The following is a 22,815-nucleotide window of genomic DNA, read 5'->3' on the forward strand; positions in this document are numbered from 1 at the left end:
GATGAAAAAAACACTAAGCATTTTACTCGTAACAGTAGCTACCCTAACCATGGCAGCTTGTGGCAATACTACTACAGAAAAAACTACCACACAGTCTAGCACAGAAACAAGTCAAAAGGCCAGCGCAGAGACGACTTATCCACTCACGGTCAAGACCTATGATGCTAAGGGGAATGAAGTCGAACAAGTCTTTGACAAGGCACCTGAAAAAGTTATCACCAACAATCTTTCAACCACTGAAATCTTGTTGGAGTTAGGCTTGAAGGATAAAATTGCTGGCATGCTCAACCCTGACAATGCTGTGACGGACAAATACAAGGACGCGATTGCGACGATTCCTAAAATTGGCGATAAAAAAACAGTCTCTCAAGAGACAGTCCTTTCTTATGAACCAGATGCTGTGATGGGTCGAAACATGATGTTTTCTGAAAAATCCTTGGGGACAGTTAGCACTTGGAATGAAAACAAAATCCCAGTCTATACGCAAAAAGCTTCTCTCTCAACAATTCAGCAAGATTTGGGAAATATTGTAGAAGATGTCAAAAATCTTGGAATGATTTTCAATGTTCAGGACAAGGCCAATGAATACGCAGCCCAATTACAAGCTAAAATTGACGCTGTTAAGAAAGCAAATCCAACAAGCCAAGGTGAAAAGAAAAAGGCTTTGATTATGGTTGCTTATAATGACGAAACCTTTGGTGCATACAAATCTGCTTTGCAAGAAAGCTTGTTGAATCAACTTGGTTATACAAATGTTGCAACGGGAACATCAGGCTTAACCTTGGAAAATCTCGTGTCTATGGATCCTGAGTTGATTATCTATGTAACTAGTGACCGTAATAAAAAATTGGATGCCAACGCAGTAGAGTTGATGAAGGCAAATGAAGTTTTGGAAAATGTTCCTGCAATTAAGAATCAAAAAATCATGACCATTTCTTACGATGAGTTGATGGATTATGGTCCAGCAGTAATTGATTCCCTTGAGAAAATCAATGACTTTATCAATAAATAATGAGTTTGATTGGGAGGGAATCCAAGTCAAGGTCAGCCTTCCTTCGGCCTATGATCCCAACCAAATCTATCCAGCTGTTCTCTTGAATGATGGAAACTTGGATTTCCTATCTTCCCTTTCAGAGTCTGTGATTTTAGTGGGCTTGACCTCTAAAAATCGCCTAGATGACTACACTCCCTGGGAGGCAGCTGCTCTGAGAGAGGGGACTCCAGATTTTGGCGGCCAGGCAAATTCCTATCATGAACTTTTATTTGGAAATCTTTTAGATAAGTTGCGGTCTCTTTATCGCCTGGACGAAGATCGCCTTGCCTATGGAGGATACTCATTAGGTGGACTGGCGGCAGTCTACAGTCTATTCAGCTTTGACAAGGTCTCCTGTATCTTCTCTATCTGCGGTTCCTTTTGGTATCCTGATTTTACGACTTATTGCAAAGATGAAAGGGTGAAAAACTTAGATTGTTTACTGTATTTACAGAATGGTCAAACAGAAGGAGCACATCATACTAATCGCTTGGCTCAAGCACCAGTTTATGCTGAGCAGATCCATACCAGTCTTCAGAAACGTTATCCGACTGGTCAGTTTGTCTTTGATCCCTATGGGCATCATGAGCAAGTGGCTGAGCGCTTTCTAGCCTTTTCCAACTGGTTGGCCCAAAAATGGAAAATTGCATAAAAGAAATATCCCTTGGTAAAAGCCAAGGGATAATTGTATTTTTTAACCAAGAGACTCTCTCTTCTTATCTGGATTCCAGATAAAGCTTGCAATGAAGGTAAAGATAATCGTTAGGATACCAACAACCACAGCAAGGATGAGGGCAGGGATGCGGATAAACCACCAGAGTGGGTTTGGTTTTTTATCATTGTGCCATTGCTTGGTTTCTTCGTCTAAACGTTGGAATTCAGCTTGGATGCGGTCTGCAACCATTTCAATCCCTTCATCATTCATTTTCTTGATGTCTGAGATATCGATAGGGTTTCCAAAGTTCATATCGACACGTTCACGGCTAACCAAACCTTTCAAGGTCATGGGACCAGTATAGGTAACTGGCATGATACGGACCTTAGCCATCTTGGCAATCAGAGCTACGCCACCCTTGACATCGTTTGAGTGACGGCTCCCACTTGGAAACATGATGAGAGAGCGGTCGCTTTTTTTGAGGACGTTGATAGGGTACTTGATGGCAGAGGCATTAGGTTTTTCTCGGTCGATAGGAAAGGCGCCACACATACGGATCCACCAGCCAAAGATGCGGTTGTTAAACAGCTCTTTTTTGGCCATAAAGATGAACTGTTTTGGCTTGGTCGCAAAGGCCATATAAACAGGATCCCACCAAGTACGGTGAGGTGCGACGAGGATATAGTTTTCGTCTCGGCTAGGGATTTTATCAGTATTGTGATAGTGGGCATTGCCATTGATGGACCACAAGATCAGCATGACTAGTCCACGTAAATAAGTATAAAACATGAGATCTCCTTCGATTGTATTGCTTTTATTATTATACCTTATCAAAAGACTACTGGCAAACTTTTTCAGTTATCAGCCAACAGTTTTAGATGGGATTAGAATTCTTTTTAAAAAAATGATATGATAGAATTTATGGATAAAAATAAGATTATGGGATTAACCCAAAGAGAAGTCAAGGAAAGACAGGCTCAAGGTTTGGTCAATGACTTTACCGCTTCAGCCAGTACCAGTACTTGGCAAATCATCAAACGAAATGTTTTTACACTTTTTAACGCATTAAACTTTGTTATTGCCCTAGCGCTGGTCTTTGTGCAGGCTTGGAGCAATCTGGTTTTCTTTGCCGTTATTTGCTTTAACGCTTTTTCTGGGATTGTGACTGAGCTACGGGCCAAACACATGGTGGACAAGCTCAATCTCATGACCAAGGAAAAGGTCAAAACCATCCGTGATGGTCAAGAAGTCGCTCTCGATCCAGAAGAGTTGGTTCTAGGAGATGTCATTCGTTTGTCTGCTGGAGAGCAAATCCCCAGTGATGCACTGGTTCTGGAAGGATTTGCGGAAGTCAATGAAGCCATGTTGACGGGTGAGAGTGATTTGGTGCAAAAAGAAGTGGATGCCTTGCTTTTATCAGGGAGTTTCCTAGCCAGTGGCGCAGTTTTGGCTCAAGTTCACCATGTCGGGGCAGAAAACTATGCTTCCAAACTCATGCTGGAAGCTAAGACAGTGAAACCAATTAACTCCCGTATCATGAAATCGCTAGACAAGCTAGCTGGTTTTACTGGAAAGATTATCATTCCCTTTGGTCTAGCTCTCTTGTTAGAAGCCTTGATGTTAAAAGGTTTGCCTCTTAAGTCTTCTGTAGTGAATACTTCAACAGCACTTTTGGGTATGTTGCCCAAGGGAATCGCCCTCTTGACCATCACTTCGCTCTTGACTGCGGTGATCAAGCTGGGCTTGAAAAAGGTCTTGGTGCAGGAGATGTACTCTGTCGAGACCTTGGCTCGCGTGGATATGCTCTGTCTGGACAAGACGGGCACCATCACCCAAGGAAAGATGCAGGTGGAGGCGATTCTTCCTCTGACGGAAACGTATGGTAATGAAGCTATTGCCAGCATTTTGACTAGCTATATCGCTCATAGTGAGGATAAAAATCCAACAGCCCAAGCCATTCGCCAGCGTTTCCAAGGTCAGGTTTCCTATCCTATGCTTTCGAATCTTCCTTTCTCAAGCGACCGTAAGTGGGGAGCTATGGAGTTAGAAGGTCTGGGGACGGTTTTTTTAGGGGCACCTGAGATGTTGTTGGACTCTGAAGTCCCTGAAGCCAGAGAGGCCCTAGAGAGAGGGTCACGTGTCTTGGTCTTAGCCCTCAGTCAGGAAAAACTAGACTATCACAAACCACAGAAACCATCTGATATTCAGGCCCTGGCCTTGCTGGAGATCTTGGACCCCATTCGAGAAGGAGCCGCTGAGACGCTGGACTACCTCCGTTCTCAGGAAGTGGGACTCAAAATTATCTCTGGCGACAATCCCGTTACAGTATCCAGCATTGCCCAGAAGGCTGGCTTTGTAGACTATCACAGCTATGTAGATTGCTCAAAAATCACAGATGAGGAATTGGTTGCCATGGCTGAAGAGACAGCTATTTTCGGACGTGTTTCTCCTCATCAAAAGAAACTCATCATCCAAACTCTGAAAAAAGCAGGGCATACAACGGCAATGACAGGGGATGGTGTCAATGATATCCTAGCTCTCCGCGAAGCAGATTGTTCTATCGTTATGGCTGAAGGAGATCCGGCGACTCGTCAGATTGCCAATCTAGTTCTCTTGAACTCAGACTTTAATGATGTTCCTGAGATTCTCTTTGAAGGTCGTCGTGTAGTCAATAATATTGCCCATATCGCACCGATTTTCTTGATTAAGACCATCTATTCCTTCTTGCTTGCAGTCATCTGTATTGCCAGTGTTTTATTAGGACGGTCTGAGTGGATTTTGATTTTCCCTTTTATTCCGATCCAGATTACCATGATCGACCAATTTGTCGAAGGGTTCCCACCATTCGTTCTGACTTTTGAGCGAAATATCAAGCCTGTTGAACCAAACTTCCTCAGAAGATCCATGCTTCGCGCCCTACCAAGCGCACTCATGGTCGTGTTCAGCGTTCTCTTTGTGAAACTATTTGGAGCGAGTCAAGGTTGGTCTGAGTTAGAAATCTCAACCCTACTCTATTATCTCCTTGGTTCTATCGGTTTCTTATCCGTATTTAGAGCCTGCATACCATTCACCCTCTGGCGTGTCCTCTTGATTGTTTGGTCGGTAGGTGGTTTCCTAGCTACAGCTCTTTTCCCAAAGATCCAAAAGTTGCTTGAAATTTCGACCTTAACAGGACAAACATTACCTGTCTATGGGGCCATGATGTTGGTCTTTACCGTGATTTTCATTCTAACTAGTCGTTACCAATCCAGAAAATAAAGAAAGACTGCAATCTGTGGATTGCGGTCTTTTTAGGTGCAAGATTGCTAGCTGATACTCAATGAAAATCAAAGAGCAAACTAGGAAACTAGCCGCAGGCTGTACTTGAGTACGGCAAGGCGACGTTGACGCGGTTTGAATTTGATTTTTGAAGAGTATGAAATGTGGTATAATAAGAGGTAACAGAGTTTTGGAAAGTGAGAGAAGATGATTTCAAAGAGATTAGAATTGGTGGCGTCCTTTGTACCGCAGGGAGCTATTTTACTAGATGTGGGAAGTGACCATGCTTATCTGCCCATCGAGTTAGTTGAGAGAGGCCAAATCAAAAGCGCCATTGCAGGGGAAGTGGTGGAAGGACCCTACCAGTCAGCGGTTAAAAATGTTGAAAGTCACAATCTAAAAGAGAGAATTCAAGTCCGTTTAGCCAATGGCTTGGCAGCCTTTGAAGAGGCTGACCAAGTATCGGTTATCACCATTGCTGGTATGGGTGGCCGTTTGATTGCTACCATATTGAAAGAAGGTTTGGAAAAGCTAGCTAATGTAGAGCGTTTAATCCTCCAGCCCAATAATCGTGAAGACGACTTGCGCATTTGGTTGCAAGCCAATGGTTTTCAGATTGTGGCAGAAAGCATTCTAGAAGAAGCAGGCAAATTCTACGAGATTTTGGTGGTGGAATCAGGACAAATGAAGCTATCAGCAAGTGATGTCCGCTTTGGTCCCTTCTTATCCAAAGAAGTCAGCCCAGTTTTTGTCCAAAAATGGCAAAAAGAAGCGGTTAAGCTAGAGTTCGCCCTCGAACAAATCCCAGAAAAAAATCTGGAGGAACGTCAAGTTTTAGTAGATAAAATTCAAGCCATCAAGGAGGTGCTTTCATGCTAGCAAGTGAAGTAATACAAGCTTATGAAGCCTTTTGCCCTCAGGAATTTTCAATGGAGGGTGACAGTCGTGGCCTGCAAATTGGCACTTTGGATAAGGATATCCAAAGTGTCATGGTAGCTCTCGATATTCGTGAAGAAACGGTGGCTGAAGCCATTGAAAAGGGTGTGGATTTGATTATCGTTAAGCACGCGCCAATTTTCCGTCCTATCAAGGATCTGATAGCCAGCCGTCCGCAAAATCAGATTTACATCGACCTGATCAAGCATGACATCGCAGTTTATGTCAGCCATACCAATATTGACATCGTTGAAAATGGCCTCAATGACTGGTTCTGTCAGATGTTAGGTATTGAGGAAACGATCTATCTACAGGAGACAGGTCCAGAACGTGGAATTGGACGGATTGGGAATATTCAGCCTCAGACATTTGGGGAATTGGCCCAACATGTCAAGCAAGTCTTTGGTCTAGATAGTCTTCGAATGGTTCATTATCAAGAGAGTGATTTGCAGAAGCCCATTTCAAGAGTAGCCATCTGTGGTGGTAGTGGTCAATCTTTCTATAAGGATGCTTTAGCAAAGGGAGCAGATGTCTATATAACTGGTGATATATACTATCACACAGCTCAGGATATGCTGTCTGATGGTTTGCTGGCATTGGACCCGGGCCACTATATCGAAGTGCTTTTTGTGGAAAAAATTGCTGCACTCCTTACTCAATGGAAGGAAGAAAAGGGTTGGACTATTGATATTGTACCTAGTCAAGCATCGACCAATCCTTTCCACCATATCTAGTTAGAAGGTGAAGACAATGAAAAAAGTTGCCATTATTGGAGCAGGGATTGTAGGGGCAACTGCTGCCTACTACCTCTCTAAAGAAAGTGATCTAGAGGTGACCGTTTTTGACCATGGAAAGGGGCAAGCAACCAAGGCTGCAGCGGGAATTATCAGTCCTTGGTTTTCCAAACGTCGCAATAAAGCCTGGTATAAGATGGCGCGCTTGGGGGCTGACTTTTATGTGGATTTGTTGGCTGATATAGAAAAGTCTGGTCAGGAAATTGATTTTTACCAGCGTTCGGGAGTTTTTCTCTTGAAAAAGGATGAATCCAAGTTAGAAGAACTCTATGAACTAGCACTCCAGCGTAGGGAAGAATCTCCCTTGATAGGTCAATTAGCCATTTTAGACCAAGCATCTGCAAATGAATTATTCCCTGGTTTGCAGGGATTTGACAGCCTGCTCTATGCTTCTGGTGGGGCACGGGTGGATGGCCACCTATTAGTGACTCGTTTGCTAGAAGCCAGTCAAGTCAAGCTGGTCAAAGAAAAAGTGAGTCTGACACCTTTAGCAACTGGCTATCAGATTGGCGAAGAGGTGTTTGATCAGCTTATTCTAGCGACGGGAGCTTGGTTGGGGGACATTTTGGAACCTTTAGGATATGAAGTAGATGTTCGTCCCCAAAAGGGGCAACTCCGAGATTATCAGCTCTCCAAAGACCTAGCATCTTCCCCTGTTGTCATGCCAGAAGGGGAGTGGGATTTGATCCCTTTTGCAGGTGGGAAATTGTCCTTGGGCGCTACCCATGAAAATGATATGGGATTTGATTTGACGGTAGATGAAACCTTGCTCCATCAAATGGAGGAGGCAGCCTTGCCTCACTACCCAGCCTTGGCAGAAGCGAAATCATCTGGTGAGCGTGTGGGAATCCGTGCCTACACCAGTGATTTCTCCCCATTTTTTGGACAAGTGCCAGGATTGGCAGGTGTCTATGCGGCTAGTGGTCTAGGTTCATCAGGTCTCACAACGGGTCCAATCATCGGGTATCATCTAGCCCAGCTGGTCCAAGACAAGGAGTTGACCTTGGACCCAGTAAACTACCCAATCGCAAACTATGTCAAACGAGTAAAAAGCGAATAAGATTTTACTGAAATTTTAGCAGGTAGTTTAGGATGTCAAATGACATTCCCCATCAAAAATGATAAAATAAGAAAAAATAATCCGAGAATCGAGGAAAAAAGATGCAAGAAAAAATTTTGGTAACAGGTGGAGCAGGTTTTATCGGAACCCACACTGTTATTGAATTGATCCAAGCAGGTCATCAAGTGGTTGTAGTGGATAACCTTGTCAACAGCAACCGTAAAAGTTTAGAAGTTGTTGAAAGAATCACAGGAGTTGAAATTCCTTTCTATGAGGCAGATATCCGTGATACTGATACTCTCAGAGATATTTTCAAGCAAGAAGAGCCAACAGGTGTGATTCACTTTGCTGGTTTGAAGGCTGTTGGCGAATCAACCCGTATCCCTCTTGCCTACTATGACAACAATATCGCTGGAACTGTCAGCCTTCTAAAAGCTATGGAAGAAAATAACTGTAAGAACATCATCTTCAGTTCTTCTGCGACAGTTTACGGAGATCCTCACACTGTTCCAATCTTAGAAGATTTCCCACTTTCAGTGACCAATCCATACGGTCGTACCAAGCTCATGTTAGAGGAAATTTTGACGGATATCTACAAGGCAGACTCAGAATGGAATGTGGTCTTGCTACGTTACTTTAACCCAATCGGAGCACATGAGAGCGGTGACTTGGGAGAAAATCCTAACGGAATTCCAAACAATCTCTTGCCTTATGTTTCACAAGTAGCAGTGGGCAAACTAGAACAAGTACAAGTGTTTGGAGATGATTACGATACAGAAGATGGAACCGGGGTTCGTGACTATATCCATGTTGTCGATTTAGCTAAAGGTCACGTTGCAGCTTTGAAAAAACTCCAAAAAGGTTCAGGTCTAAACATTTATAACCTTGGAACTGGTAAAGGTTACTCCGTTCTTGAAATTATCCAAAATATGGAAAAAGCAGTGGGACGTCCTATTCCTTACCGCATCGTAGAACGCCGCCCAGGTGATATCGCTGCCTGCTACTCAGACCCAGCAAAAGCCAAAGCAGAGCTCGGATGGGAAGCAGAACTCGACATCACCCAAATGTGTGAAGACGCATGGCGTTGGCAAAGCAAGCATCCAAATGGATTTGAAGACTAAGATGATGATCTCAATCATTGTCCCATGTCTAAACGAAGAGGAAGTACTTCCTCTTTTTTATAAGTCTGTGGAAGCTCTGCTTCCTGACTTGGGAGCAGAAGTCGAATATGTCTTTGTAGACGATGGCTCAAACGATGGGACCTTAGAGCTTTTGAAGACCTATCGGGAGCAAAATCCTGCGGTCCGTTATGTCTCATTCTCACGAAATTTTGGGAAAGAGGCAGCCTTATACGCAGGCTTGCAGCATGCAACTGGAGACCTGGTGGTCGTGATGGATGCAGACCTTCAGGATCCTCCTAGTATGCTACTTGAGATGAAAGCCTTACTAGACCAAAATGCAGACTTGGACTGTGTTGGGACACGGAGAACTAGTCGGGAGGGAGAACCCTTTTTCCGCAGTTTCTGTGCAGACCTCTTTTACCGCCTCATGCAAAAAATTAGCCCAGTGGCTCTACCCTCAGGTGTCCGTGATTTTCGTATGATGAGACGGTCTGTGGTAGATGCTATCTTAACCCTGACCGAATCCAATCGTTTTTCTAAAGGACTCTTTGCCTGGGTGGGTTTTAAAACGCACTATCTTGATTATCCAAACGTTGAACGACAGGCTGGCAAGACCAGTTGGAGTTTTAGACAACTCTTTTTCTACTCGATTGAAGGAATTCTTAACTTTTCAGATTTCCCCTTGAGTATAGCCTTTGTAGCGGGACTTCTATCTTGTTTTCTTTCTTTTGTGATGACTGTTTTTGTAGTGTTTCGGACTCTTATCCTGGGAAATCCCACATCTGGTTGGACATCTTTGATGGCTGTCATTCTCTTTCTTGGAGGGATTCAACTCCTGACGATTGGGATTCTCGGTAAGTATATCAGTAAGATTTATCTAGAAACCAAAAAAAGACCACTCTATCTCGTCAAAGAAAAAAGTGACCTTTCTATTATTGAAGGAAAAAATAACCAAAAAAGACTATAATTTTACCTAGAAATATGCTAAACTAGTAGGTGTGGGAAAAATGAGAAAAAATCAATTATATTTATTCCCTGATTCCTACGATGGATCTTTTAGAAGTGCACGTGTAGGACAATTTTTGATGGCCTCCAGAACATCGCTGGTCTCAGCGATTTCTCTTTGCAATTCAACTGGATCATCGTAAAATCGAACGATTCCATTATCATGGTAATCAAAGAGTTCAGAATAGGTTTGGCAAAGCCCGCAGGCGATGCACCGTTCGGGTATAAGTGTGACTTTCATATTTATATTGTAATAAGAAAATGTAAAAAAAACAAGGAGTAAGGTATGGAAAAAGAACCGTGGCAAGAAGATATTTACGAAAACAATGAGGAAGAAACAAGATCAGAGCGTCGACACCGGAAACAAAAAGGGAAGGGTGTTGTTGCGAATCGTGTCTTGACGGTTCTAGCTAGCCTCTTCTTTGTAATCGTTGTAGCAATGGTAGTTGTATTGATTTACCTATCAACCGGAGGAAGCAATCGTACTTCATCTTTGAAGGACTTCTATGATGCATCGTCTCCTTCTACAAGTTCAAGTTCTAAAGTAGAAGCATCATCATCTTCAAGTAGCAAGGTAGAGGAAACAGCTTCTTCTGAATCAACACCTTCAGAGAGCAGTTCGGAAGAACATACAGAAGGTGAAGGAACACTTACAGTACATCCTGGAGAGGGAGAAGCAGCTCTTGCTCAACGTGCAGGGATTTCCATTGCCCAGCTAGAAGCCCTAAATCCTTCTCATATGTCATCTGGATCTTGGTTTGCCAATCCAGGTGATGTGATTAAGACAAGATAGGAGTCGGTCATGAAGACAATTCAAATTGCTATCGATGGTCCAGCTTCGAGTGGTAAGAGTACGGTCGCAAAGATTGTCGCTAAGGATTTTGGTTATACTTATCTCGATACAGGTGCTATGTACCGTGCTGCGACTTATATAGCGCTCAAACACCAGTTGAATGCAGGAAATGTAGACCAACTTCTTGAGCTTCTTAACCAACACCCCATTAGTTTCGGACGTTCAGAAACAGGTGAGCAACTTGTTTTTGTAGGGGATGTTGATATTACTCATCCGATTCGTGAAAATGAAGTGACCAACAAGGTTTCAAGCATTGCTGCCATTCCTGAGGTGCGTGAGAAACTGGTTTCGCTCCAGCAAGAGATTGCTCAGCAAGGTGGTATCGTTATGGATGGGCGTGATATCGGGACAGTTGTTTTACCACAAGCTGAACTCAAGATTTTCTTAGTGGCTTCTGTTGACGAAAGAGCAGAGCGTCGTTACAAGGAAAATATTGCTAAAGGGATTGAAACAGACCTTGAAACGCTGAAAGAAGAGATTGCTGCGCGTGACTACAAGGATAGTCATCGTGAAACCTCTCCTCTTAGACAGGCTGAGGATGCAGTTTATCTTGACACAACTGGACTAAGTATCCAAGAAGTGGTTGAAAAAATTGAATCAGAAGCAAAAAAATATACGTCCTAGGGACGAGAGGAGCAGGCTAAATGAAGCCTGCTCCTTTTCTCTCTTTTGCACGCGTTTCAAAACAGCCTTTTTGGGAGAATTTTGATAAAATAGTAGTATCAATAAAAAGGACGGAAGCATGACAAAGAAAATCATAGCCATTTGGGCCCAAGACGAAAAAGGTGTGATTGGGAAGGAAGATCGTCTCCCTTGGCATTTGCCAGCAGAGTTGCAACATTTTAAGGAAACAACTTTAAATCATGCTATACTGATGGGACGAGTGACCTTTGATGGTATGGGACGTCGTCTGCTTCCAAAACGGCAAACCCTGATTTTAACGCGCAATAGCGAAGAAGTCATAGATGGGGCGCTCGTATTTCAAAATGTGGAGTCTGTTTTAGCGTGGTATCAGAGTCAGGAAAAAAATCTCTATATCATTGGCGGAAAACAGATTTTTCAGGCTTTTGAGCCATATTTAGATGAAATCATCGTGACACAGATTCATGCTCAGGTAGAGGGAGATACCTATTTCCCTGAGGAGTTTGACTTGTCTCATTTTGAGACAGTCGCAAGCAAATCTTACACCCGAGATGAGAAAAACGACTATGATTTTACCATCGAATACCGAGATAGAAAGGAAGTCTAATGGAGCGCAGTATATTTGGATTTTTTACAGCTTTTTTGTGTGTGATCTGTATTTTGACTGGAGCACAGGCTTTTCGTAAGAAGCGCTATGGACTGTCTGCCTTACTCTGGTTGAATGCTTTTACCAATCTGGTCAACAGTGTCCACGCTTTTTATATGACCTTATTTTAGATAGAATGATAAATTAGAATGGAAGGAAATCATGCCTACAAATAGGAAAAATGATATGATGGTTTATTGCTCATTTTGTGGCAAAAGCCAAGAAGAAGTAAAGAAAATAATCGCTGGGAACAACGCCTTTATCTGTAATGAATGTGTGGAGTTGGCCCAGGAAATCATTCGGGAGGAGTTGGCTGAGGAAGTCTTGGCAGACTTGTCTGAAGTACCAAAACCAATCGAACTCCTCAATATCCTAAACCACTATGTGATTGGTCAGGATCGTGCCAAACGTGCCTTGGCAGTGGCAGTTTACAACCACTACAAACGCATCAATTTCCACGATACGCGTGAAGAGTCAGAAGATGTGGATTTGCAGAAGTCAAACATCTTGATGATTGGCCCAACTGGTTCTGGGAAAACCTTCTTGGCTCAGACTTTGGCTAAGAGCTTGAATGTGCCTTTTGCTATTGCAGATGCGACAGCTCTGACTGAGGCTGGGTATGTGGGTGAGGATGTGGAAAATATCCTCCTCAAACTCTTGCAGGCTGCTGACTTTAACATCGAACGTGCAGAACGTGGGATTATCTACGTAGATGAAATTGACAAAATTGCCAAGAAGAGCGAGAATGTGTCTATCACACGTGACGTTTCGGGCGAAGGGGTACAACAAGCCCTTCTCAAGATTATCGAGGGAACCGTTGCTAGCGTACCGCCTCAAGGAGGACGCAAACATCCACAACAAGAGATGATTCAGGTGGATACTAAAAATATCCTCTTTATCGTGGGTGGTGCTTTTGATGGCATCGAAGAAATTGTCAAACAACGTTTGGGTGAAAAGGTTATTGGATTTGGTCAAAATAATAAGGCGATTGACGAAAATAGCTCCTACATGCAAGAAATCATCGCAGAAGATATTCAAAAATTCGGGATTATTCCTGAGTTGATTGGACGTTTGCCAGTCTTTGCAGCTCTTGAGCAATTAACAGTCGATGACTTGGTTCGCATCTTGAAAGAGCCAAGAAATGCCTTGGTCAAACAATACCAAACCTTGCTTTCTTATGACGATGTCGAGTTGGAATTTGACGACGAAGCTCTTCAAGAGATTGCCAATAAGGCTATCGAACGCAAAACGGGTGCGCGTGGTCTTCGCTCCATCATCGAAGAAACCATGCTAGACGTTATGTTTGAAGTGCCAAGTCAGGAAAATGTGAAATTGGTCCGCATCACCAAAGAAGCTGTTGACGGAACGGAAAAACCAATCCTAGAAACAGCCTAGAGGTGACTATGGAAATCAATACACATAATGCTGAAATCTTACTCAGTGCGGCCAACAAGTCCCACTATCCGCAGGATGAACTGCCGGAGATTGCCCTTGCAGGGCGCTCCAATGTTGGGAAGTCCAGCTTTATCAACACCATGCTCAACCGCAAAAATCTTGCCCGTACATCAGGGAAACCTGGGAAAACCCAGTTACTCAACTTCTTCAACATTGATGACAAGATGCGTTTTGTAGATGTACCAGGTTACGGCTATGCCCGCGTTTCCAAAAAGGAGCGTGAAAAGTGGGGGCGCATGATTGAGGAGTACCTAACGACTCGGGAAAATCTCCGTGCGGTCGTCAGTTTGGTGGATCTCCGCCACGACCCGTCAGCAGATGATGTGCAGATGTACGAATTTCTCAAGTATTATGAGATTCCAGTTATCATCGTTGCGACCAAGGCAGACAAGATTCCTCGTGGTAAGTGGAACAAGCACGAATCAGCAATCAAAAAGAAATTAAACTTTGACCCAAGTGACGACTTCATCCTCTTTTCATCTGTCAGCAAGGCAGGGATGGATCAGGCTTGGGACGCAATATTAGAAAAATTGTGAGGGAAAGAAATGGCAAAAACAATTCATACAGACAAAGCTCCAAAAGCAATCGGACCTTATGTTCAAGGGAAAATCGTTGGCAATCTTTTGTTTGCTAGCGGTCAAGTTCCCCTATCTCCTGAAACTGGAGAAATTGTAGGAAAAACAATCCAAGAACAGACAGAACAAGTCTTGAAAAATATCGGTGCTATTTTGGCAGAAGCAGGAACAGACTTTGACCATGTTGTTAAAACAACTTGCTTCTTGAGCGATATGAATGACTTTGTTCCTTTTAACGAGGTTTACCAGACTGCCTTTAAAGAGGAGTTCCCAGCTCGTTCAGCTGTAGAGGTTGCACGTCTTCCTCGTGATGTAAAAGTCGAAATTGAAGTGATCGCAGAGATTGGATAAGCTAGTTGAAGTTTGGCTCTGCCAAACTTTTTTTGATATAAGGAGAGATAGATGACAAAGAAACAACTTCACCTGGTGATTGTGACAGGGATGAGTGGCGCAGGGAAAACGGTAGCCATTCAGTCCTTCGAAGATTTGGGATATTTTACCATTGACAATATGCCGCCAGCCCTCTTGCCAAAGTTTTTGCAGTTGGTAGAGACCAAGGACGATGACCACAAACTGGCCTTGGTAGTCGATATGCGTAGTCGTTCCTTCTTTTCAGAGATTCAGGCTGTTTTGGATGAATTGGAAAACCAAGATGATTTGGACTTCAAAATCCTCTTTTTAGACGCAGCAGATAAGGAATTGGTAGCCCGTTACAAGGAAACCAGACGGAGTCACCCACTTGCTGCAGATGGTCGAATTTTAGATGGCATTAAGCTGGAACGTGAACTTTTGGCACCTTTGAAAAACATGAGCCAAAATGTGGTGGATACGACAGAACTCACCCCACGTGAACTTCGTAAAACCATTGCTGAGCAATTTTCAGACCAAGAACAAGCCCAGTCTTTCCGTATCGAGGTCATGTCATTTGGATTCAAGTATGGTATCCCGATCGATGCAGACCTGGTCTTTGATGTCCGTTTTTTGCCAAATCCATACTACCTGCCTGAACTCCGTAATCAGACAGGTGAGGATCAAGCAGTTTATGACTATGTGATGAATCATGAAGAGTCTGAAAGTTTTTATCAGCACTTACTCGCCTTGATCGAGCCCATTTTGCCAAGTTACAAAAAAGAAGGCAAGTCTGTTTTAACCATTGCAGTAGGATGTACAGGTGGACAACACCGTAGTGTTGCCTTTGCCAAGCGCATAGCTGAGGACCTTGCTAAAAACTGGCCTGTCAATGAAAGCCATCGTGACAAAGACAGAAGAAAGGAAACGGTAAACCGTTCATGAGAAAACCAAAGATAACGGTAATTGGTGGAGGAACAGGTATCCCCGTCATTTTGAAAAGCTTGCGAGAAAAGGATGTTGATATCGCTGCCATCGTAACGGTAGCTGATGATGGTGGCTCTTCTGGTGAACTAAGAAAGAATATCCAACAGCTGACACCACCAGGAGATCTTCGCAATGTCCTGGTAGCCATGTCGGATATGCCTAAGTTTTATGAGAAGGTTTTTCAGTACCGCTTTTCAGAAGACGCTGGTGCTTTTGCGGGTCATCCTCTAGGAAATATCATTATAGCAGGACTTTCTGAAATGCAAGGGTCCACTTACAATGCCATGCAGCTGCTAAGTCTCTTTTTCCACACAACAGGAAAAATCTACCCCTCAAGCGATCAGCCTTTGACACTGCATGCAGTCTTTAAAGACGGTTCTGAGGTGGCAGGTGAGAGCCACATTGCAGATCATCCAGGCATGATCGACCATGTCTATGTGACCAATACCTTGGATGATGAAACACCGCAAGCCAGCCGTCGAGTAGTCAATACCATTCTCGAGAGTGACATGATTGTCTTGGGGCCTGGTTCCCTCTTTACATCGATTTTGCCGAATATTGTCATTGAGGAGATTGGGCAGGCTCTCTTGGATACTAAGGCTGAGATTGCCTATGTCTGCAATATCATGACCCAGCGTGGGGAAACAGAGTACTTTTCAGACAGTGACCACGTGGAAGTCCTCCATCGACACTTAGGTCGGCCTTTTATTGATACGGTCTTGGTTAATATCGAAAAGGTTCCTAGAGAATACATGGATACCAACCGTTTTGATGAGTATTTGGTTCAGGTAGAGCATGACTTTGCTGGTCTTTGCAAGCAGGTTCCTCGTGTGATTTCATCCAACTTCCTTCGTTTGGAAAATGGAGGAGCCTTCCATGATGGCGATTTGATTGTAGACGAATTGATGCGTATTATACAGGTGAGAAAATGAGTTTCACAGTTGCAGTAAAAGAGGAAATTCTTGGTCAACACCATCTCAGTCGTTATGAACTATCGGCCATTATCAAGATGTCTGGAAGTATCGGTCTATCTAGTTCGGGCTTGACCTTGTCCGTCGTGACCGAAAATGCCAAGTTAGCTCGGCACCTTTATGAGTCCTTTCTCCATTTTTATGAGATCAAGTCAGAAATTCGTCACCATCAGAGAAGCAATCTTCGCAAGAATCGTGTCTACACGGTCTATACTGATGAGAGGGTGCAGGAGATTTTAGCTGATTTGCGGCTTGCGGATTCCTTCTTTGGTTTGGAGACGGGTATTGATCCCGATATTTTAGCAGATGAGGAGGCTGGTCGTGCTTACTTATGTGGGGCCTTTCTAGCAAATGGTAGCATCCGAGATCCTGAGTCTGGCAAGTACCAGTTGGAGATTAGTTCTGTTTATCTGGACCATGCCCAAGGACTGGCCTCTCTCCTCCAGCAGTTTTTGCTGGACGCCAAGGTTATTGAGCGCAGGAAAGGTGCGGTTACCTATCTTCAGCGTGCAGAAGACATCATGGATTTCTTGATCGTGATTGGGGCCATGCAGGCGCGTGATAATTTTGAGCGCGTCAAGATTTTGCGTGAAACTCGTAACGATCTCAATCGGGCTAATAATGCTGAAACAGCCAATATCGCTCGAACGGTTTCTGCTAGTATGAAGACCATCAATAATATCAGTAAAATCAAAGATAGAATGGGTTTGGAAAATTTACCCGTGGATTTGCAAGAGGTAGCGCAGTTGCGAATCCAGCACCCAGACTACTCTATCCAGCAGTTGGCAGATAGCCTGAGCAATCCCCTGACTAAAAGTGGTGTTAATCACAGACTCAGAAAAATAAACAAGATCGCAGATGAACTATAAAACCACGAATCAGTTGATTCGTGGTTCTTTTCTTATAAACTGGTCGAGTGTTTGGGTTGAACTTTTTGTTCTGGGTCAATGTAGTTGATAGCATTGTTAACAGCAGTTGGAGCTTCACCTAGTCCTGTCGCAATCAAATCAATCTTACCTTCATAGTAGCAGCAGTCCCCAATGGCGTAGATACCCTCTTGGCTAGACTCTTGCTTGCTATTGACGATAATCTTGTGACGGTTGAGGTCCAGACCCCAATTTTTAAGATTACCAACAGAAGACTTGAAGCCGTAGTTGACAAAGAGATGGTCTACTTCGATAGTTTCGGTTTCATCTGATTTGACTTTGGTGATTTCTAGTTTGTCGAGTGTTTTACCATCTCCAAGGAGTTGGCTAGGGACGAACGGTGTCTTGATGGTCACAGATGATTCTTGCAAGGCTTGCACACTATGTTCCAAGGCGCGGAAATTATCTCTGCGGTGAACAAGGGTAGTTGGGGCAATCTTTTCAAAAGCTAGAGCCCAGTCCACAGCTGAGTCTCCCCCACCAAGGATGGTTACTTTCTTGCCAGCGTATTGTTGGATATTGGAAACGTGGTAGTGGATATTTTCATAGTCTTCAACGTTCTCCAATTCGAGCGGACGTGGTTTGAAGGCACCACCACCCATGGCAATGATAACTGTTTTAGTCAGGTGGCTACCTTTAGAGGTTGTAATGGCAAAGCCTTCTTCTTGTTTTTCAATCTCAAGAACGGTTTCGTTGAGATGAATAGGAGTATCAAAGCCGTTTAGCTGTTCAATCAAGCGATTGGTCAACTCTTCTCCGGTTAAGTTTGGAAAACCTGGAACATCAAGGATTTGCTTTTCAGGGTAGAGGATGGCTGGTTGACCACCGAGCTGGGGAAGAGAGTCGATGATTTGGACTTTGGCTTGGCGTAGGTGGGCGTAAAAGGCAGCAAAGAGCCCGACAGGACCGCCACCTACAATGGTAATATCATAGAGTTGAGACATGATTTCTCCTTTGTTTTTCTAGTCAGTTTATTTTATCATATTTTTGCTTAATTTAAAATGAGGTAGGATAGGGAAAAAATGGGCAAAAAATGGTATAATGATGAGTAAAGTGTTTTGACAGGGAGGAGGCCAAGGATGAATTTTCAACAATTATCCAATTTACAATACTGGACGAGTTTGTTTTCAAGTCCTTGGAGTATAGTCACCAATCTGATTGATATTCTCATTGTGACTTATATTTTATATCATTTTACTAAAGCTATTGCAGGCACCAAGATTATGATATTGGTCCGTGGAGTCTTAGTTTTTATTCTAGCCCAGATTCTTTCCAATATGATTGGTTTAACAACTATTTCCTGGTTGATCAATCAGATCATCACCTACGGGGTGATTGCAGCGGTGGTTATCTTTTCACCAGAGATTCGAACAGGTTTGGAGCGATTGGGCCGGGCTACTGATTTCTTCTCCAATGCCCCTATCAGTGCGGAAGAGCAAATGGTTCGTGCATTTGTGAAATCAGTTGAATACATGAGTCCTCGTAAGATTGGGGCGCTTGTAGTGGTTCAGAGAGTGAGAACCTTGCAGGAATACATCTCGACAGGGATCCCTTTAGATGCTAAAATTTCGGCTGAATTGCTTATCAATATTTTCATTCCCAATACTCCCTTGCATGATGGTGCTGTTATTATCAAGGAAGACCGGATTGCTGTAACTTCAGCCTATCTACCCCTGACTGAAGATACCGGGATTTCCAAGGAGTTTGGAACGCGTCACAGAGCGGCAATCGGTTTGTCGGAAGTGTCAGATGCTCTTACCTTTGTGGTTTCGGAAGAAACGGGTGGAATCTCAATCACCTATAATGGAGTCTTTAAGCACGATTTAACCTTGGAAGAGTTTGAATCGGAGTTAAGAAGAATCTTACTTCCAAAATCAGAGAAAAAGCAAGGTCTGAAAGAGCGCTTGCTAGGAGGATTGAAACATGAGAAAAAATAGTCTATACATCATTTCTTCCTTCTTTTTCGCCTGCATTCTCTTTATCTATGCAACATTGACAAACTATCAGAATAGCAACAGTGCCAGACAGGTGCGGACGGAGACTTATACAAACACAGTTCTTAATGTCCCAATTGATATTCAGTATGACAGTGATCAGTATTTTATCAGTGGTTTTACATCTGAGGTGACGGTCTTTCTAACAGGGTCAAACAGAGTTGCTTTGGCGAGTGAGATGCAGGAAAGTACCCGCAAATTTAAGGTGACGGCTGATCTTTCTGATGCCAGTGTAGGAACCATCGAAGTTCCTCTAACCATTGAAAATCTTCCGAGCGGTTTGACGGCTGTTGCGACACCGCAAAAGATAACAGTGAAGGTCGGTAAAAAAGCAAAACGAGACAATGTCATTGTTGTGCCGGAGATTGACCCTAGTCAGATTGATTCTCGCGTGAAAATCGATACAGTTACTGTATCAGATGAAAAAGTAACGGTTATTAGTGATGAGGAAACCCTCTCCAAAGTAGATCGTGTCATTGCCATCTTACCGACGAGTGAACGGATAACTAGAAACTACTCGTCCTCTGTTCCTCTACAAGCAGTCGATAAAAATGGAAATGTCTTACCAAGCGTCATTATGCCGTTTGACACAACTATGAAAATTACAACAAAAACAGCAACGTCTAGTTCAAGTAACTCGTCAACAAGTTCCTCAGAAGGCAGTTCGTCTTCAACGAGTTCAGAAACAAAATCAGATTCGTCTAAACAATAATAAATAATAGAAAAGGATGATAAATAAAATGGGTAAATATTTTGGGACCGATGGAGTCCGTGGAGAAGCAAACGTAGAACTGACACCAGAATTGGCTTTTAAACTAGGCCGTTTTGGTGGATATGTCCTCAGTCAACACGAAACAGAAGCCCCTAAAGTCTTTGTAGGACGTGATACACGTATCTCAGGAAAAATGTTAGAATCAGCCTTGGTGGCAGGTCTTCTCTCTGTAGGGATTCACGTCTACAAACTTGGTGTCCTTGCAACACCAGCAGTAGCTTACTTGGTCAAAACTGAGGGAGCTAGTGCGGGTGTCATGATTTCAGCGAGCCACAACCCAGCCCTTGATAATGGGATTAAGTTCTTTGGTGGGGATGGTTTCAAACTTGATGATGAAAAAGAAGCAGAAATTGAAGCCTTGCTAGATGCTACCGAAGACACTTTTCCTCGTCCAAGTGCCGAAGGTTTAGGAACCTTGGTGGACTATCCAGAAGGTTTGCGTAAGTATGAAGGCTACCTTGTTTCAACTGGAACGCCTCTTGAGGGAATGAAAGTGGCCTTGGACACAGCGAACGGTGCAGCGTCTACAAGTGCCCGTCAGATTTTCGCTGATCTTGGTGCTCAGTTGACAGTTATCGGTGAGACACCAGATGGTCTTAATATCAACTTGAATGTGGGTTCTACACATCCAGAAGCTCTTCAAGAAGTTGTCAAAGAAAGCCAGTCAGCTATTGGTTTGGCCTTTGACGGTGATAGTGACCGTTTGATTGCTGTTGATGAAAATGGTGACATCGTCGATGGTGATAAGATCATGTATATCATCGGTAAATACCTTTCTGAAAAAGGCCAGTTGGCTCAAAACACCATTGTGACAACGGTTATGTCTAACCTTGGCTTCCATAAGGCCTTGGAGAGTGCTGGCATTAACAAGGCAGTGACTGCTGTTGGTGACCGCTATGTCGTTGAAGAAATGAGAAAATCAGGCTACAACCTTGGTGGTGAACAGTCTGGTCACGTTATCTTAATGGATTACAACACAACTGGTGATGGTCAATTATCAGCTGTCCAATTGACTAAAATCATGAAAGAAACAGGCAAGAGCTTGTCTCAACTGGCATCAGAAGTGACGATTTACCCACAAAAACTGGTCAATATCCGAGTGGAAAATGCCATGAAAGAAAAGGCTATGGAAGTACCAGCCATCAAAACAATCATCGAAAAGATGGAAGAAGAAATGGCAGGGAACGGTCGTATCCTTGTCCGCCCAAGTGGAACAGAACCCCTCTTGCGCGTCATGGCAGAAGCCCCAACAACAGAAGAAGTTAACTACTACGTAGATACAATTGCTGCTGTTGTTAAAGATGAAATCGGAATTGACTAAAGCCTAGAAAACTAGATGAAATGATAAAAATGTGGTACAATTGCATAGTAAATTGTAGCAATGGGAGAGAAAAATGAATCTTAAACGAGAACAAGAATTTGTTAGCCAGTATCACTTTGATGCTCGTAACTTTGAATGGGAAAATGAAAATGGAGCTCCTGAAACCAAGGTAGACGTGAACTTTCAGTTGCTCCAACATGACCAAGAAAATCAAGTGACTTCTTTAGTCGTTATCTTGAGTTTCATGATTGTCTTTGACAAATTTGTCATCAGTGGAACGATTTCTCAAGTTAACCATGTGGAAGGTCGTATTGTTAACGAACCAAGCGAATTTAACCAAGAAGAAGTCGAAACCTTGGCACGTCCATGTTTGAACATGCTCAATCGTTTGACGTATGAAGTAACAGAAATCGCCTTGGATCTTCCAGGGATCAATTTGGAGTTTTAGTCATGAAATTAGCTGTCATTACAGATTCTTCAGCCTATTTAGAGGAGAAGACGCTGCAAAGAGAGAATCTATTTATCTTGGATATTCCTGTTAATATCGATGGAGAGGAGTATGTTGAAGGTGTCAATCTAACTGCTGAGGAATTTTATCAAAAAATGGCTCAGTCTGCAGAATTGCCTAAAACTAGTCAACCAAGTATTGCCAAATTGGATGAGATTCTTAGTTCTTTGAAAGACGAGGGTTATACCCATGTCTTGGGACTCTTTCTTTCGTCAGGAATTTCAGGCTTTTATCAGAACATCCAATACATGTTGGATGAGTATGATGGCTTGACCATTGCCTTTCCGGATACCCATATCACAAGTTCCCCTCTCGGATTTATGGTAGAGAGTGCCTTTGAATGGGCAGAACAAGGCGATGATTTTGCCCAGATTCAGGAGAAGTTGGCTATCCAAATTGCTGATAATTCAGCCTTTATCATAGTAGATGACCTCGACCACTTGGTTAAGGGAGGACGTTTGTCAAATGGTGCTGCCATCTTAGGGAATCTCTTCAGTATCAAGCCTATTCTTTACTTTAATGACCAAGGAGTGATTGAAGTTTACGAAAAAGTTCGTACAGAAAAGAAAGCAATCAAACGTTTGGTGGAAATCATCAAGGAGTTGACAAAAGATGGGGACTACCGTATAACAGTCATCCATGGGAACGCTCCTCAAAAGGCAGCGGATTTACGTCAGCTTTTGATGGAGAGTGGTGTGACTGCTGAAATTCCAATTGAAACCTTTGGTAGTGTCATTGGGACCCACCTTGGAGAAGGTAGTATCGCCTTGAGCTATACACCAATCGTCTAAATTGTTCTTACAGACTTTGTATCTTAGCAATTGAACACGGCCTACCTGCCTCTTGAAAAAAGATGTCTGTCTTGCCTTTCATGGAAAGTCAGCGCCATTCCCTATTTTTCATGGGCAGCTAACGTCCTTTGTATCTTGATAATTGAACACGCCTGGAACCCTGT

The 22,815-nt window shown here is 43.2% G+C and carries 26 protein-coding genes; 23 read left to right on the forward strand and 3 right to left on the reverse strand.

Features of this window, described 5'->3' with window-relative positions:
* Position 1 precedes the first annotated feature (1 nt).
* Positions 2–1,012: an ABC transporter substrate-binding protein gene (locus tag CO686_RS02300; protein ID WP_096753452.1), complete on the forward strand. Its 1,011-nt coding sequence runs from the start codon at positions 2–4 to the stop codon at positions 1,010–1,012.
* A complete protein-coding gene (locus CO686_RS02305; RefSeq protein ID WP_000175773.1) occupies positions 993–1,685 on the forward strand; it encodes an alpha/beta hydrolase-fold protein in 693 nt (230 codons plus the stop codon). Before CO686_RS02300 ends, CO686_RS02305 begins: the two co-directional genes overlap by 20 nt.
* Before the next feature lie 42 nt (positions 1,686–1,727).
* Here the strand turns inward: CO686_RS02305 and CO686_RS02310 are convergent, their stop codons facing one another.
* Positions 1,728–2,477, reverse strand: a complete 750-nt coding sequence (locus CO686_RS02310; RefSeq protein WP_096753453.1) for a lysophospholipid acyltransferase family protein — start codon at positions 2,475–2,477, stop codon at positions 1,728–1,730.
* A gap of 132 nt (positions 2,478–2,609) precedes the next feature.
* On the opposite strand from CO686_RS02310, the gene CO686_RS02315 reads away from it, so the two are divergent.
* From CO686_RS02315 to CO686_RS02340, 6 genes are all read left to right on the forward strand, one after another.
* On the forward strand, positions 2,610–4,946 hold the full coding sequence (locus CO686_RS02315) for a cation-translocating P-type ATPase (RefSeq protein WP_096753800.1): 2,337 nt from the start codon (positions 2,610–2,612) through the stop codon (positions 4,944–4,946).
* A gap of 207 nt (positions 4,947–5,153) precedes the next feature.
* Complete coding sequence (locus tag CO686_RS02320; protein ID WP_096753454.1) at positions 5,154–5,825, forward strand: tRNA (adenine(22)-N(1))-methyltransferase; 672 nt, start codon at positions 5,154–5,156, stop codon at positions 5,823–5,825.
* Positions 5,819–6,616, forward strand: coding sequence for a Nif3-like dinuclear metal center hexameric protein (locus CO686_RS02325; protein WP_096753455.1), 798 nt, complete (start codon positions 5,819–5,821; stop codon positions 6,614–6,616). The genes CO686_RS02320 and CO686_RS02325 overlap by 7 nt, the downstream gene beginning before the upstream one ends.
* Positions 6,617–6,632: 16 nt before the next feature.
* Complete coding sequence (locus CO686_RS02330; RefSeq protein ID WP_172844166.1) at positions 6,633–7,736, forward strand: NAD(P)/FAD-dependent oxidoreductase; 1,104 nt, start codon at positions 6,633–6,635, stop codon at positions 7,734–7,736.
* A gap of 101 nt (positions 7,737–7,837) precedes the next feature.
* Positions 7,838–8,857: a UDP-glucose 4-epimerase GalE gene (gene galE, locus CO686_RS02335; protein WP_001156532.1), complete on the forward strand. Its 1,020-nt coding sequence runs from the start codon at positions 7,838–7,840 to the stop codon at positions 8,855–8,857.
* Position 8,858: 1 nt separating this feature from the next.
* A complete protein-coding gene (locus tag CO686_RS02340) occupies positions 8,859–9,824 on the forward strand; it encodes a glycosyltransferase family 2 protein (protein ID WP_049500670.1) in 966 nt (321 codons plus the stop codon).
* 75 nt (positions 9,825–9,899) lie between these two features.
* Here CO686_RS02340 and CO686_RS02345 read toward each other — a convergent pair whose 3' ends face one another.
* Entirely contained in the window at positions 9,900–10,103 is a 204-nt protein-coding gene (locus CO686_RS02345) for a ferredoxin (RefSeq protein ID WP_002874767.1), read from the reverse strand.
* Between the two features lie 45 nt (positions 10,104–10,148).
* Between CO686_RS02345 and CO686_RS02350 the strand changes: the two genes are divergently transcribed.
* From CO686_RS02350 to whiA, 10 genes are all read left to right on the forward strand, one after another.
* Entirely contained in the window at positions 10,149–10,655 is a 507-nt protein-coding gene (locus CO686_RS02350; RefSeq protein WP_049549902.1) for an SAG1386/EF1546 family surface-associated protein, read from the forward strand.
* 9 nt (positions 10,656–10,664) lie between these two features.
* The gene (gene cmk / locus CO686_RS02355) at positions 10,665–11,339 is read left to right on the forward strand and encodes a (d)CMP kinase (RefSeq protein ID WP_049549903.1); all 675 of its coding nucleotides are present in this window, start codon (positions 10,665–10,667) and stop codon (positions 11,337–11,339) included.
* A 118-nt stretch (positions 11,340–11,457) separates the two neighbouring features.
* Positions 11,458–11,964: a dihydrofolate reductase gene (locus CO686_RS02360; RefSeq protein WP_049489755.1), complete on the forward strand. Its 507-nt coding sequence runs from the start codon at positions 11,458–11,460 to the stop codon at positions 11,962–11,964.
* Positions 11,964–12,134, forward strand: coding sequence for a hypothetical protein (locus CO686_RS02365; RefSeq protein ID WP_000442252.1), 171 nt, complete (start codon positions 11,964–11,966; stop codon positions 12,132–12,134). Before CO686_RS02360 ends, CO686_RS02365 begins: the two co-directional genes overlap by 1 nt.
* A gap of 31 nt (positions 12,135–12,165) precedes the next feature.
* Positions 12,166–13,398, forward strand: a complete 1,233-nt coding sequence (gene clpX, locus CO686_RS02370) for an ATP-dependent Clp protease ATP-binding subunit ClpX (protein WP_002874765.1) — start codon at positions 12,166–12,168, stop codon at positions 13,396–13,398.
* Positions 13,399–13,406: 8 nt separating this feature from the next.
* Positions 13,407–13,994: a ribosome biogenesis GTP-binding protein YihA/YsxC gene (yihA, locus tag CO686_RS02375; protein ID WP_000405203.1), complete on the forward strand. Its 588-nt coding sequence runs from the start codon at positions 13,407–13,409 to the stop codon at positions 13,992–13,994.
* A gap of 9 nt (positions 13,995–14,003) precedes the next feature.
* Positions 14,004–14,384, forward strand: coding sequence for a RidA family protein (locus tag CO686_RS02380; protein ID WP_001140428.1), 381 nt, complete (start codon positions 14,004–14,006; stop codon positions 14,382–14,384).
* Between the two features lie 51 nt (positions 14,385–14,435).
* Positions 14,436–15,326, forward strand: coding sequence for an RNase adapter RapZ (gene rapZ, locus CO686_RS02385; RefSeq protein WP_000163039.1), 891 nt, complete (start codon positions 14,436–14,438; stop codon positions 15,324–15,326).
* Positions 15,323–16,300 carry a YvcK family protein gene (locus CO686_RS02390; RefSeq protein ID WP_049500661.1) on the forward strand — a complete coding sequence of 326 codons (978 nt, stop codon included), beginning with the start codon at positions 15,323–15,325 and terminating at the stop codon, positions 16,298–16,300. Before rapZ ends, CO686_RS02390 begins: the two co-directional genes overlap by 4 nt.
* Positions 16,297–17,208, forward strand: coding sequence for a DNA-binding protein WhiA (gene whiA / locus CO686_RS02395; protein ID WP_049500659.1), 912 nt, complete (start codon positions 16,297–16,299; stop codon positions 17,206–17,208). Before CO686_RS02390 ends, whiA begins: the two co-directional genes overlap by 4 nt.
* Positions 17,209–17,240: 32 nt before the next feature.
* Here whiA and CO686_RS02400 read toward each other — a convergent pair whose 3' ends face one another.
* Positions 17,241–18,209 carry an NAD(P)/FAD-dependent oxidoreductase gene (locus CO686_RS02400; protein WP_049500657.1) on the reverse strand — a complete coding sequence of 323 codons (969 nt, stop codon included), beginning with the start codon at positions 18,207–18,209 and terminating at the stop codon, positions 17,241–17,243.
* 135 nt (positions 18,210–18,344) lie between these two features.
* Here CO686_RS02400 and cdaA point away from each other — a divergent pair, with 135 nt between their 5' ends.
* From cdaA to CO686_RS02430, 5 genes are all read left to right on the forward strand, one after another.
* Complete coding sequence (cdaA, locus tag CO686_RS02410; protein ID WP_001011078.1) at positions 18,345–19,202, forward strand: diadenylate cyclase CdaA; 858 nt, start codon at positions 18,345–18,347, stop codon at positions 19,200–19,202.
* Positions 19,189–19,971 (forward strand): CdaR family protein, encoded by a 783-nt coding sequence (locus CO686_RS02415; protein WP_001230923.1) that lies wholly within the window; start codon positions 19,189–19,191, stop codon positions 19,969–19,971. The genes cdaA and CO686_RS02415 overlap by 14 nt, the downstream gene beginning before the upstream one ends.
* 28 nt (positions 19,972–19,999) lie before the next feature.
* Entirely contained in the window at positions 20,000–21,352 is a 1,353-nt protein-coding gene (gene glmM, locus CO686_RS02420; RefSeq protein ID WP_049500655.1) for a phosphoglucosamine mutase, read from the forward strand.
* A gap of 73 nt (positions 21,353–21,425) precedes the next feature.
* A complete protein-coding gene (locus CO686_RS02425) occupies positions 21,426–21,800 on the forward strand; it encodes a DUF1149 family protein (RefSeq protein WP_001050092.1) in 375 nt (124 codons plus the stop codon).
* A gap of 2 nt (positions 21,801–21,802) precedes the next feature.
* Entirely contained in the window at positions 21,803–22,651 is an 849-nt protein-coding gene (locus tag CO686_RS02430; protein WP_049489761.1) for a DegV family protein, read from the forward strand.
* The last annotated feature ends 164 nt before the right edge of the window (positions 22,652–22,815 follow it).

This window comes from Streptococcus oralis (assembly GCF_002386345.1).
In the GTDB taxonomy this organism is placed as follows: domain Bacteria; phylum Bacillota; class Bacilli; order Lactobacillales; family Streptococcaceae; genus Streptococcus; species Streptococcus oralis_S.

Coding starts and splice junctions, on each gene's coding strand:
- cmk (WP_049549903.1), top strand. CDS start 10,665: ATGAAGACAATTCAAATTGCTATCGATGGTCCAGCTTCGAGTGGTAAG.
- CO686_RS02315 (WP_096753800.1), top strand. CDS start 2,610: ATGGATAAAAATAAGATTATGGGATTAACCCAAAGAGAAGTCAAGGAA.
- CO686_RS02330 (WP_172844166.1), top strand. CDS start 6,633: ATGAAAAAAGTTGCCATTATTGGAGCAGGGATTGTAGGGGCAACTGCT.
- CO686_RS02350 (WP_049549902.1), top strand. CDS start 10,149: ATGGAAAAAGAACCGTGGCAAGAAGATATTTACGAAAACAATGAGGAA.
- CO686_RS02310 (WP_096753453.1), bottom strand. CDS start 2,477: ATGTTTTATACTTATTTACGTGGACTAGTCATGCTGATCTTGTGGTCC.
- CO686_RS02390 (WP_049500661.1), top strand. CDS start 15,323: ATGAGAAAACCAAAGATAACGGTAATTGGTGGAGGAACAGGTATCCCC.
- clpX (WP_002874765.1), top strand. CDS start 12,166: ATGCCTACAAATAGGAAAAATGATATGATGGTTTATTGCTCATTTTGT.
- CO686_RS02380 (WP_001140428.1), top strand. CDS start 14,004: ATGGCAAAAACAATTCATACAGACAAAGCTCCAAAAGCAATCGGACCT.
- CO686_RS02365 (WP_000442252.1), top strand. CDS start 11,964: ATGGAGCGCAGTATATTTGGATTTTTTACAGCTTTTTTGTGTGTGATC.
- CO686_RS02415 (WP_001230923.1), top strand. CDS start 19,189: ATGAGAAAAAATAGTCTATACATCATTTCTTCCTTCTTTTTCGCCTGC.
- cdaA (WP_001011078.1), top strand. CDS start 18,345: ATGAATTTTCAACAATTATCCAATTTACAATACTGGACGAGTTTGTTT.
- rapZ (WP_000163039.1), top strand. CDS start 14,436: ATGACAAAGAAACAACTTCACCTGGTGATTGTGACAGGGATGAGTGGC.
- whiA (WP_049500659.1), top strand. CDS start 16,297: ATGAGTTTCACAGTTGCAGTAAAAGAGGAAATTCTTGGTCAACACCAT.
- yihA (WP_000405203.1), top strand. CDS start 13,407: ATGGAAATCAATACACATAATGCTGAAATCTTACTCAGTGCGGCCAAC.
- CO686_RS02400 (WP_049500657.1), bottom strand. CDS start 18,209: ATGTCTCAACTCTATGATATTACCATTGTAGGTGGCGGTCCTGTCGGG.
- CO686_RS02425 (WP_001050092.1), top strand. CDS start 21,426: ATGAATCTTAAACGAGAACAAGAATTTGTTAGCCAGTATCACTTTGAT.
- CO686_RS02345 (WP_002874767.1), bottom strand. CDS start 10,103: ATGAAAGTCACACTTATACCCGAACGGTGCATCGCCTGCGGGCTTTGC.
- glmM (WP_049500655.1), top strand. CDS start 20,000: ATGGGTAAATATTTTGGGACCGATGGAGTCCGTGGAGAAGCAAACGTA.
- galE (WP_001156532.1), top strand. CDS start 7,838: ATGCAAGAAAAAATTTTGGTAACAGGTGGAGCAGGTTTTATCGGAACC.
- CO686_RS02360 (WP_049489755.1), top strand. CDS start 11,458: ATGACAAAGAAAATCATAGCCATTTGGGCCCAAGACGAAAAAGGTGTG.
- CO686_RS02325 (WP_096753455.1), top strand. CDS start 5,819: ATGCTAGCAAGTGAAGTAATACAAGCTTATGAAGCCTTTTGCCCTCAG.
- CO686_RS02320 (WP_096753454.1), top strand. CDS start 5,154: ATGATTTCAAAGAGATTAGAATTGGTGGCGTCCTTTGTACCGCAGGGA.
- CO686_RS02300 (WP_096753452.1), top strand. CDS start 2: ATGAAAAAAACACTAAGCATTTTACTCGTAACAGTAGCTACCCTAACC.
- CO686_RS02430 (WP_049489761.1), top strand. CDS start 21,803: ATGAAATTAGCTGTCATTACAGATTCTTCAGCCTATTTAGAGGAGAAG.
- CO686_RS02305 (WP_000175773.1), top strand. CDS start 993: ATGACTTTATCAATAAATAATGAGTTTGATTGGGAGGGAATCCAAGTC.
- CO686_RS02340 (WP_049500670.1), top strand. CDS start 8,859: ATGATGATCTCAATCATTGTCCCATGTCTAAACGAAGAGGAAGTACTT.